Annotated in this window: 9 protein-coding genes and 1 other RNA gene; 4 read left to right on the top strand and 6 right to left on the bottom strand. The window is 70.5% G+C overall.

Annotated elements, in window-relative coordinates; translation table 11 throughout:
* Window positions 1-206: 206 nt before the first annotated feature.
* On the top strand, window positions 207-1,463 hold the full coding sequence (locus FRW57_RS11495; protein WP_238384588.1) for a carboxylate--amine ligase: 1,257 nt from the start codon (window positions 207-209) through the stop codon (window positions 1,461-1,463).
* A 16-nt stretch (window positions 1,464-1,479) separates the two neighbouring features.
* On the opposite strand, the gene FRW57_RS11490 is transcribed toward FRW57_RS11495, so the two are convergent.
* Window positions 1,480-2,133: an MBL fold metallo-hydrolase gene (locus FRW57_RS11490; RefSeq protein ID WP_137120954.1), complete on the bottom strand. Its 654-nt coding sequence runs from the start codon at window positions 2,131-2,133 to the stop codon at window positions 1,480-1,482.
* A gap of 38 nt (window positions 2,134-2,171) precedes the next feature.
* On the opposite strand from FRW57_RS11490, the gene FRW57_RS11485 reads away from it, so the two are divergent.
* Complete coding sequence (locus FRW57_RS11485) at window positions 2,172-3,629, top strand: GuaB1 family IMP dehydrogenase-related protein (RefSeq protein WP_152186035.1); 1,458 nt, start codon at window positions 2,172-2,174, stop codon at window positions 3,627-3,629.
* 17 nt (window positions 3,630-3,646) lie between these two features.
* Here the strand turns inward: FRW57_RS11485 and FRW57_RS11480 are convergent, their stop codons facing one another.
* The 5 genes from FRW57_RS11480 to FRW57_RS11460 form a co-directional block, all read right to left on the bottom strand.
* A complete protein-coding gene (locus FRW57_RS11480; RefSeq protein WP_137120952.1) occupies window positions 3,647-3,946 on the bottom strand; it encodes a hypothetical protein in 300 nt (99 codons plus the stop codon).
* Window positions 3,947-4,017: 71 nt separating this feature from the next.
* On the bottom strand, window positions 4,018-5,526 hold the full coding sequence (locus tag FRW57_RS11475; RefSeq protein WP_162308156.1) for a D-alanyl-D-alanine carboxypeptidase family protein: 1,509 nt from the start codon (window positions 5,524-5,526) through the stop codon (window positions 4,018-4,020).
* 146 nt (window positions 5,527-5,672) lie between these two features.
* An RNA gene (gene rnpB / locus FRW57_RS11470) (RNase P RNA component class A) lies at window positions 5,673-6,077 on the bottom strand.
* A gap of 120 nt (window positions 6,078-6,197) precedes the next feature.
* Window positions 6,198-7,028: an HAD family hydrolase gene (locus FRW57_RS11465; protein ID WP_137120950.1), complete on the bottom strand. Its 831-nt coding sequence runs from the start codon at window positions 7,026-7,028 to the stop codon at window positions 6,198-6,200.
* Between the two features lie 4 nt (window positions 7,029-7,032).
* On the bottom strand, window positions 7,033-8,556 hold the full coding sequence (locus FRW57_RS11460) for an RNB domain-containing ribonuclease (RefSeq protein ID WP_152186033.1): 1,524 nt from the start codon (window positions 8,554-8,556) through the stop codon (window positions 7,033-7,035).
* Window positions 8,557-8,606: 50 nt separating this feature from the next.
* On the opposite strand from FRW57_RS11460, the gene FRW57_RS11455 reads away from it, so the two are divergent.
* Both FRW57_RS11455 and FRW57_RS11450 read left to right on the top strand, forming a co-directional pair.
* On the top strand, window positions 8,607-9,353 hold the full coding sequence (locus FRW57_RS11455) for a YaaA family protein (protein WP_137120948.1): 747 nt from the start codon (window positions 8,607-8,609) through the stop codon (window positions 9,351-9,353).
* A gap of 12 nt (window positions 9,354-9,365) precedes the next feature.
* Window positions 9,366-10,170, top strand: an 805-nt coding sequence (locus FRW57_RS11450) for an ArsB/NhaD family transporter (RefSeq protein ID WP_152186032.1), incomplete at its 3' end; no start/stop codon positions are given.

Genomic DNA, 10,170 nt, shown 5'->3' with positions numbered 1-10,170 from the left:
CGGCCCAGCTGGCCAACGCGGCCGGGATCATCGGCGCCGCCTGGCTTGCGGAGCAGGCGAGCCGGTAACGGCCGCGCGCGTGCCGGACCGGGCCGGGCCCGGGCCTGCCGTAGCATTGCGGGGCGCAGGTCCCCGACGGATGGATGGTTCATGACAGCACCCCACGAAGTTCTCCGCTTCGCTCCGATACTTCGCGGGGGCGCCGCGTGACGACTCCCGCTGCACGCGCCACGCCACCGTTCGACCTCGTGATGATCGGGGCCGACATCGGCGTCTACGCGCTCGCGCGGGCGTTCCACGAGCGGTATGGCGTCATCTCCACCGTGGTGTCCCGGCTCGCCACCGGCCCCATCGCCAACTCGAAGATCATCGAGAACGTGGCGCTCGGCGAGGGCACCACCTTGGACGACACCCTGCGCGAGCTGCTGCGGATCGGGCAGCAGCGGAGCCAGGACGTACCGGCCCTGCTGATGTGCAACGCGGACGGTTTCGTGCGGTTCGTGGTGGACCACCGCGAGGAGCTCAGCCAGTACTACGTCATCCCGTTCATCGACGCGACCCTGCTCGACCAGCTCTCCGACAAGGGCCACTTCGCCGAGCTCTGCGCGAAGCTCGACATCGACACCCCGACGACGGTGATCCAGGACTTCTCCGGCGCCGCCGCGCCGGGCTGGTCGGCCTCACCGATCGACCTGCCGTTCCCGGTCGTGGCCAAGGCGGCCGCCAGCTCGGAGTACGAGGGGATGTCCTTCGAGGGCAAGAAGAAGATCTACTTCATCTCCGACCAGGCCGAGCTCGACGCGCTCTGGGCGCGTCTGTCGGCGGCCGGCTTCGCCGGCCGCTTCGTCGTGCAGGAACTCATCCCCGGTGACGACACGTGGATGCGGTCGATCACGGCATACTGCGACCGGCGCGGCGAGGTCACCCTGCTGTGCTCCGCGCAGGTCCTCCTCGAGGAGCACACGCCACTCGCCCTCGGCAACCCGGCCGCGATGATCACGACCGCCCTGCCCGAGGCGATGGAGCAGGCCAAGCGGCTGCTGCAGGAGGTCGGTTACGTCGGGTTCGCCAACTTCGACGTCAAGGTCGACCCGCGTGACGGCACCTTCCGCTTCCTCGAGGTCAACCCGAGAATCGGCCGCAACAACTACTACGTCACTGCGGCGGGTGCGAACGTTGCACAGTTCGTCGTGGGCGACTTCATCGAGGACCGGCCGGTGGAGCCGGTCGTGGTCGAGCGGGAGATCCTGTACTCGATCCTCCCGCAGCGGTTGCTGCTGAAGTACGTCACCGACCCGGCGCTCAAGGCCCGGGTCACGGCGCTGGGCAAGCGCGGTATCGCGCACCCCTTGGAGAACAGGATCGAGGGGGTCAGGCGCAGGGCCTACGTGGTCGCGGCGAAGCTCAACCAGATCAAGAAGTTCCGCACCTACTACCCCGAGCCCACCGAAACCGGCTTCTGACGCCGCGAGGGACTCGTCAGAAGTCCGTGGCGTCTCCCGTGGCAAGGTCGTGCACCGTCACGCCGCCCTCCAGCCCGAAGTCGGCGACGTGTTTCAGATACATCGCCCGCGCGGGCGCAGTCAGCAGCGCGTCGTGGATCGGGATGACGGCCGCCGGCTGCACGCGCCGGACGAACGCGATCGTCTCCTTCACCGCGCACCATGGCGCGTTGAGCGGCACACCGAGCAGGTCGACCGGTACGCCGGGGTCCGCGTCGAGGGCGTCGCCCGGGTGGAACAGCGTCGGTCCCTCCTGCTCGCTGATCACGAGCCCGAGGTTGCCGATCCGCGGCAGGAACTCGTGGATCACCGCGTGCAGCTCCCCCACAGGCGTCACACGCAGACCGCCCACCTCGACGTGTCGCCCGGCGGCCGTCTCGTTGGCCGTGATCCCCTGTTCGGCCAACGCACGGACGGTTTGCGGCTCGGCATACACGCTGGACCCGGGGTTGGCGGCGAGGAGCCCGGGCAGCTTCGCGACGTCGACGTGGTCGGCGTGCTGATGGGTGATGAAGAAGGCGTCGAGCCGGGTCACTCCGTCGAAGTCGGAGAAGGTGCCGGGGTCGAGGAGCACCCGGTCGTCACCGGACTCCACGAGCAGGCAGGAGTGGCCGAGATGGGTCAGTCGCATGGCGCCAAGCTACGCTGCTGCACGTAGCATGTCTGCCCGTGAAGTTCCTCAATGATGCGCGCCCCGGCTACGACCTGACCTACTCCGACGTGTTCATGGTCCCCTCGCGCTCGGGCATCGCCTCGCGGATGGACGTCGACCTCGCCTCGCCGGACGGCGTGGGGACGACGATCCCGCTCGTGGTCTCCAACATGACCGCGATCTCCGGTCGGCGCATGGCCGAGACCGTCGCGCGCCGAGGCGGGATCGCCATCCTGCCGCAGGACATCCCGGCGCCGGTCGTGCAGTCCGCGATCGACTACGTCAAGAGCCGCCACCCGGTCTTCGAGACCCCCATCACCATCGACCCGGAGTCTCCGGTGGCCGAGGTGCTGGCCCTTCTCGGCAAGCGGTCGCACCGCGCCGCGGTCGTTCTCGAGGAGGGGCGCCCCGTGGGCATCATCACCGAGCGCGACTGTCTCGACGTCGACCGGTTCGCGCGGGTCGGTGACGTGATGACACGGGAGATCGTGACCGTGGGCCGCGACGAGGACCTGTATGGCGCGTTCGACACCCTGTCGACGCACCACCTTGACGTCGTGCCGGTGCTCGAGGGCGACCAGATGCTCGGCGTGCTGACCCGCCGCGGCGTGCTGCGCTCGGCGATCTACCAGCCCGCTCTCGATCCAGGGGGCCGGCTGCTGGTCGGCGCCGCCATCGGTATCAACGGTGACGTCAAGACCAAGGCCGAGCAGATCATCGCCGCCGGCGCCGACGTGCTGGTCGTCGACACCGCACACGGGCACCAGGACAAGATGTTCGAGGCGCTCCCGCTGGTGGTCGCCGCCCGGGACGCGCACGAGGTGGCCACGGGGATCCGCCTGCCCATCGCGGCCGGCAACGTCGTGTCGGCTGAGGGCGCCGCCGAGCTCGCCGATGCGGGCGCGGACATCATCAAGGTCGGCGTCGGACCGGGGGCCATGTGCACCACGCGGATGATGACCGGGGTGGGTCGTCCGCAGTTCTCGGCCGTCCTCGAGTGTGCGGCTGCCGCAAGGGAGTCGGGCGCGACGGTGTGGGCCGACGGCGGGGTGAAGTATCCACGCGACGTCGCGCTGGCGCTCGCGGCCGGGGCGGCGAGCGTGATGATCGGCTCGTGGTTCGCGGGGACCCACGAGAGTCCGGGGGACCTGATGCGGGACGCCGACGGGAGGCTCTACAAGGAGAGTTTCGGGATGGCCTCCGCCCGCGCCGTGCGCAACCGGACCAGGACCGCGTCGGCGTTCGAGCGGGCACGTTCGGCGCTGTTCGAGGAGGGCATCTCCTCCTCCCGGATGTACCTCGACCCCGCCCGCCCCGGCGTCGAGGACCTCATCGACTCGATCGTCTCCGGCGTGCGCAGCTCCTGCACCTACGCCGGGGCTGCCTCCGTCCGCCAGTTCCACGAGCGCGCGGTGGTCGGGGTGCAGAGCAGCGCCGGCTACGAGGAGGGCAGGCCCCAGCCGGTCTCCTGGTGAGTGCCGCCGGGCGGAGCTCAGCGCTCCAGCTGCTTGACGACGCTGTGCCGGCGCTCCATCAGGTCCTCCCAGACCTTCCTGCGCCGGGTGAGGGAGGCCGAGGCGACCAGGCTCCACAGGATCCCCGCGGGGAAGGCAACGTGCCAGAACGGGTGGTTGCCGAGGATGAAGACCACCACGGTCATCACCACGCACACCATGAGTGAGAGACGGGCCAGCCACAGCCGGGTCGTCAGCGCATCCCCAGGTGGCTGGACGCCCGGCCGCAGCTCGAGGGGCACGTCGGCCTGCGTGGTCCGGTTCCGTGGAGTCTCCATGCCGTGGTCCTACCCACTACCGCCGGATCTCATCCGCGGGCACCGGGAGGCGACCTGCGGATCGAAGCCGGTCAGCCGACGTACTCGAAGTGCCAGAACTCGGGATTGGAGCCGCCCTGGTCCATGAAGTGGGGACGTTGCCAGCCATACTTCGGCCCGTTCGCGACCAGCCACTGCTCCCGCGGCGTGCCGTAGCCGTAGCGCGCCGCGTTGCCGCTGACGTCACAGGCGATGGCCCGGCCGTGGTTGGAGTAGCCGGGCACTGCGGCCTTGGTCCCCTTCTCCTGGCGGTAGAAGACCTGGGTGGCGTAGGTGCGATAGCACTCGTCGACCTCGAGGTTGTGACCGAATCTGGCCTTGAAGGCGGCGTTCATCGCCTGCATGCCCGACCGGGCGCCCCCGCACCTCACGAACCGGTATTCCTTGCCGGGAATGGGCAGGTGGCACAACGAGTTCGGGTTCAACCGACCGTTGCTGCCGGTGTAGGCGTAGGTGTTGGTGGTCAGCTGCGCCATCCGGATGTAGCGGTGCGGGCCGATGCGGAGCCACCCGTTCGAGACGGTGCCCTTGACCAGGCCTCCCTTGGGCGCGTAGTCGATGCGGGTGGACGACGTGGTGGGGCGGGTGTAGACGTCGCCCCAGCGCACCGCCACGTGCTGGCTCACCTCGGTGGTGGTATTCAGGGGCTGCGACCTCAGCACCGTGCCGGAGATGTGGAAACCGCTGGCGTTGATACGAAGCCAACCACTGCTGCTCATCCTGCCGGTGACCTTGGTGCCCCGGCTGTAGGTGCCCTTCACGGCATACCGCGTGCTTGGCCCCGACCGGTAGTTGGCCACGGCGTACTTCACGTAGCGCGTCACGGTCGGCGGCCGCTTGGAGGTGAGCACCACACCCGAGATGTAGTGCCCGTTGGTCATCTTCAACCAGCCGTTCGAGGTGAGGCGGCCACCCACCTGGGTGCCCTGCCAGTAACGACCGACCACGCGGTAGCCGGTGCCGGCGCCGGTGCGGTAGTTGGCCCACGACGCCTTGACCCAACGGGTGGTCGGCGGGGGCGGCGGGGTGGTGCGCAGGACGGCCCACGAGATGTAGCCACCGTTGCCCAGCCTGAGCCAGCCGTATGCCGACGGGGTGCCCGTCAGCTTCGTGCCCTTGCGGTAGGTGCCCACCACCGTGTAGTTCGTCGTGGGTCCGGTCCGGTAGTTGGCCGTCGCGGTGGCGACGTAGCGGGTCAGGATGCCGGGAGTGACGCTCGTCAACGAATCACCCGAGACGTAGCGCCCGTTGGCCAGCTTCAGCCAGCCCGAGCCGGTGAACGTGCCGGTGACCTGCGTGCCCTTCCAGTACCGGCCGACCGCGGCGTACTGGGTCCCCGGTCCCGTGCGAGACACGGCGCGGTCGACAGAGATCCAGCGGGTGGAGGTCTGGACGGCCTGGACCACCGTGGGCGCGGCCGCCGGCGAAGCGGTCGCAGGTGGGGCGCTCACGCAGAGGGCGACCACCACGGCCAGGGCGATGGTGGCGGTGGAGAACAAGCGCAGGAGCACCGGCGACGGACCGGTTCGTGTGGTGGCCATGGCCCCAGAGCGTAGACCGCTGTCAAGGAGGCGTGGTTGATGGCGAAGGACCCGTTTCGTCAAGGAATCGTCAAGCGGGGCGGCTGTCGAACACCGCAGCATCCTGACGACGCTGAACAACGGCGCACCATCGCTCCGACTGTTGGCGGATGAGTCGGTCTGTACGCCGGGTCCTGTGCCCGGTCGCCGTTGCCGGCGGCCGGGTGACGGTCATCTATCTCGGGTGCCCGTTGCCGGACACCTCCAGCGGTCTACCCGCACGCTCGGACGGACCGCCCTCGAACGCGTGCTGTCTGACCTTGCTCCCGGTGGGGTTTACCAAGCCGCCCCAGTCACCTGGGGCGCTGGTGGTCTCTTACACCACCGTTTCACCCTTACCCCGGTGCCTGCCCCGCCGGAGCGGGGTGGTCCACCGTGGCGGTCTGCTCTCTGTGGCACTGTCCCGCGGGTCACCCCGGGTGGCCGTTAGCCACCACCGTGTCCTACGGAGCCCGGACGTTCCTCGGCGGCGCCACTGACGTGGACACCGACGCGACCGTCTGACCGACTCATCCGCGCCCAAGCATAGGCCATTCGCCGAAGGTCGCTGCGGCAAGAAGGGGTCGTCGAGAGCCGCTCTCGCCCGCCGCAACGCTGGAGGACGCCCGGAGGGGGAAGGCATGGGGCGGCTCCTACCGCAGCAGCGCCGCCTCGAGGACCTGGGCCACCCCGTCGGCGTCGTTCGAGGGACACACCGACGTCGCCGCGGCGAGGGCCTCGGGATGCCCACCGGCGACAGCAAAGGACGTGCCCGCCCACGTCAGCATCGGCACGTCGTTGGGCATGTCACCGAATGCCCAGACCCGGTCTGGGCCGACGTCCAGCGCAGCGCACCAGTCGGCCAGTGCAGCAGCCTTGGTGACGCCGGCCGCGCTGATCTCGGCCAGACCGTGGGCACCCGAGAACGCCAGCACCGCCCGCTCCCCCACGACGGCACGGACGGTCTGGTGGAAGTGCTCGTCGGCGACGCCCGGGCACTTGGCCAGCAGCTTCCCCGGAAGGGGGTCGAGGAGAGACTCCAGAGCCGCAGCGTCCTGGGGAGCCTCCACCACCGTGACGCCACGCGGCTCCGTGCCGCCGACGAGGTAGCCCGGCTCGTGGGCAAACCCGGTGCTGCGCTCGACGGCGAACCCGATGCCCGGCAAGGCCGTCCTCAGGTCCGCCGCGAGCTCCAGGATCGTCTCCACCGTGAGGCAGTGTTCGGCCGTCACGCGACCCGCGCCCACGTCATACACGAAGGCGCCGTTCGAGCAGAGGATGACGCCGTGCGCTCCGGCGATGTCGCGCAGGTGGTCCAGCCAACGAGGGGGCCGCGCCGTGACCAGGACGATCTCGACGCCGGCTGCCTCCACGCGACGCAGCACCTCCTTGGTGCGGCGGGAGACGGAGCCGTCGCTCCGCAGCAGCGTGCCGTCCAGATCGCTCGCCACGACCGCGGGGAGCTCGCGCGAGCCGGTCGTCATGTCCTCACGCTCCGTCGTGTCCTCCCGGCGCAGCGGCCGGTGCCGGGAGGACCTGGCCACCGTTTGCCGACCCCGCCGCCCCACCGGTCACCGCGAAGCGGACCGAGTGGTCCGCGACCTCTGCCTCCACGAGCCTGACGCGGACGGCCGCGCCCAGCTGGGCCTCGCCGTCGCACTTCGCGAGGATCGCGGGATCGGTGACCTGGACCAGTGACTCGCCCTCTCCGCGCTGGTCGACCACCACTGCGTCGAACTCCTCACCCACCCGGTCCTTGAGCGCCGCCGCCTCGACCGTGTCGGTGCAGGCGCGGTCCACGGCGTTGGCGAGCTGGTCGGTTGCCTGCATGATCTCGGGCAGGGTCGGCAGGGCCTGGACCGCCCACTCGGGCACCGTGGAGTCGGTGCACAGGGCCTCGCAGACCACCAGGCCGAACCGGTCCACCAGCCGGCGCAGCGGCGCAGTGACGTGGGCATAGGGCGCGGCCACCGCGGCATGCTCGGTCTGCTCCGGGACAGCGCCGTCGAACGGGGTGTAACCGGCACCCCGGAAGAGCGTCGTGGCGTCGTGGATGAGGGCCAGGTGCTTGCCGTTGGAGCGGTCCAGTGAGCGCAGGAACTCGCCGTAGAGCATCTCGGCCGGCCACTCCACCCCGAGGGCCCGCGCCTGGCGGCGGAATCGGGCGATCGTGTCGCGGTCGGCAGCCGGCATCGTGCGCAGGATGCCCACCTCCCCGTGCAGCATCATCTCGGCCGCGGCGATCCCGGTCATCAACGAGATCTGCGCGTTCCAGTCCTCGGCCGGCGCCAGCGGCCGGAAGCCCACCACATAGCGCCCCCCGTCGGTCAGCGTGACCTCCTGCTCGGGCATCGGCAGGCTGGCCCCCCCGCGCCCGCGTTCCAAGGCGATCCGGCGTTCCCCCACCTCCTTGAGCAGGAGCAGGCGCCCGTCGTCGCGTCTCCCGTCGACCGCCTCCTGCACCTGGTCATAGTCGAGGCGGTCCCGACTGCGCACCATGGCGCGGTAGACCTCGGCCGCGGTCACCTCTCCGTCGGCGTCGAGCGTGAGGTCCCAGAGGTAGGCAGGACGCACCTGCCCGGGCAGCAGGCTGGCGGCCCCCTCGCTGAGCGACGCGGGGTGCAGGGGATTGCGCTGGTCCGGGCTGTAGATCGTCTGCCCGCGGCGCCTGGCCTCCTCGTCGATCGCACCCCCGGGGGTGACGAAGGCCGGCACATCAGCGATGGCGTAGCGCACGCGGTAGCCATCGCCCGTGCGCTCCAGGTGCATCGCCTGGTCGAGATCCTTCGAACCGGGCGGGTCGACGGTGAAGAACGCCAGTCCGGTCTCGTCACGATCCGGCAGGTCCGGTGCGCTCGCCACCCGCTCGGCCTCGGCGAGCACCTCGGGCGGGAACTCGTCCGGCACCTTGAGCTCCGCCCGCACGGCAGCGAACGCCGCATCGAGCTCTCCGGCGTCAACCCCCTTGTCGTCGCGTGGGTCGCTGTGCACCTGGATGCGTCGACTCGCCATGGGGCAACCCTAGAGGAGCGCCCTGCCCGGACGCGGCATACAGTCTGGACGTGCTGATCCTCCTGCCGCCCTCGGAGTCGAAGACGGGCCGTCGACGGGGCAACCCGGTGGACCTGAAGAAGCTCAGTTTTCCCGAGCTCACACCGGTCCGGGAGCAGGTCATGGATGCGCTCGAGCAGGTCAGCCGCCGGGCGGACGCTCCCGCCCTCCTCGGGGTCAGCGCCAACCTGCGCGACGAGATCGACCACAACCTCGAGCTGCACGAGGCGCCGGCGCTCCCGGCGAGCCGCCTCTACACCGGCGTGCTCTACGACGCCCTCGACCACACGAGTCTCGACACCGCGGCCAAGCGACGCGCGAACCGGTGGCTGCTCGTCGCGTCCGCACTCTTCGGCGTCCTGCGGCTCACCGACCCGGTGCCGCCCTACCGCCTGTCGATGGCCGTCAACCTCGGCGACCTGGGTCCCCTCGCCTCGGTCTGGCGGGAACCGCTCGCCGAGGTGCTGCCGGCGGCGGCCGGCAGCGGCGTCATCGTCGACTGCCGTTCGAGCACGTATGCCGCGGCCTGGACTCCGCACGACGGCCTCGCGCAGCGGTGGGTCCAGATCAGGGTGCCCGGGGCCACCCACATGGCCAAGCACACCCGGGGCCTGGTCGCCCGGCACCTCTGCCAGGTCGGCCAACCGGCTCGCAACCCGGAGGCTCTTGAGCGCCTCCTCTCCCCCGCGTTCACGACACTCCTCACGCCTTCTCCGCGCCCGGGGCGGCCCTGGATCCTCGACGCCACCGCGGCCTGAGCCAGCAGGCCGATGGACGCCGCTCTGCTGGCCGAGCGCGTCGGCCCGGTCCTCGCGTTCCTCGTCGCGGTCACCATCGTCGCCGAGATCTCCGACGAGGCGGGGGTTTTCGACGTGGCCGCGCACTGGGCGGCCCGAGCAGGACGTCACCGTCGCTGGCGCCTGTGGGCCCTCGTGGTGGCACTGGCCTGCGTGAGCACCATGGTGCTCAGTCTCGACACGACGGCGGTGCTGCTCACGCCGGTGGTCATCACGCTGGCCCGCCAGGTGGGAATGTCCGCCGCGCCGTTCGTCATGGCCACCGTCTGGTTGGCCAACACCGCCTCGCTCCTGCTGCCGGTGTCCAACCTCACGAACCTGTTGGCATTGCACCAGTTCCACGCGTTGGGAGTGGACTTCGCGGCATACGTCTCCTTGATGTGGCGCCCGGCGCTGGCCGCGATCGCCGCCACCGTGGTCGTCCTGGCAACGCTGCACCGCAGCCACCTGCGCGGGCAGTATGCCGTCGAGCCACCTGCGGAGCCCCACGACCGGGTGCTCCTGCTGGGAGCCGCTGCGGTCTGTCTCGCGCTCGGCCCGGTCTTCGCGACGGGCATCGTCCCCGCCGTCCCGGCCGGGGCGGCGGCGGTGCTGCTGCTCCTGCTGGCCACCTGGCGGGATCGGACACTCCTGCGGCGGATCTCGGTGCCCTGGGCCACGGTGGTCGGGGTCTGCGTGCTCTTCGTGGTGATCGACGTGGCCGGGCGGCACGGGCTGACCGACCTGCTGCGCGACTGGGCCGGGACCGGCGCCGGTGGGGCCGACCTGCTCCGCGTCG

Origin of the sequence: Segeticoccus rhizosphaerae (genome assembly GCF_009192725.1) — a bacterium.
GTDB classification, from domain to species: domain Bacteria; phylum Actinomycetota; class Actinomycetes; order Actinomycetales; family Dermatophilaceae; genus Segeticoccus; species Segeticoccus rhizosphaerae.
This window is presented reverse-complemented; position numbering and strand designations above follow the sequence as displayed.

Excerpts from the sequence above, each read along its gene's own strand:
- FRW57_RS11490 (WP_137120954.1), bottom strand. The coding sequence starts at position 2,133 with ATGCGACTGACCCATCTCGGCCACTCCTGCCTGCTCGTGGAGTCCGGT.
- FRW57_RS11480 (WP_137120952.1), bottom strand. The coding sequence starts at position 3,946 with ATGGAGACTCCACGGAACCGGACCACGCAGGCCGACGTGCCCCTCGAG.
- FRW57_RS11475 (WP_162308156.1), bottom strand. The coding sequence starts at position 5,526 with ATGGCCACCACACGAACCGGTCCGTCGCCGGTGCTCCTGCGCTTGTTC.
- FRW57_RS11465 (WP_137120950.1), bottom strand. The coding sequence starts at position 7,028 with ATGACGACCGGCTCGCGCGAGCTCCCCGCGGTCGTGGCGAGCGATCTG.
- FRW57_RS11460 (WP_152186033.1), bottom strand. The coding sequence starts at position 8,556 with ATGGCGAGTCGACGCATCCAGGTGCACAGCGACCCACGCGACGACAAG.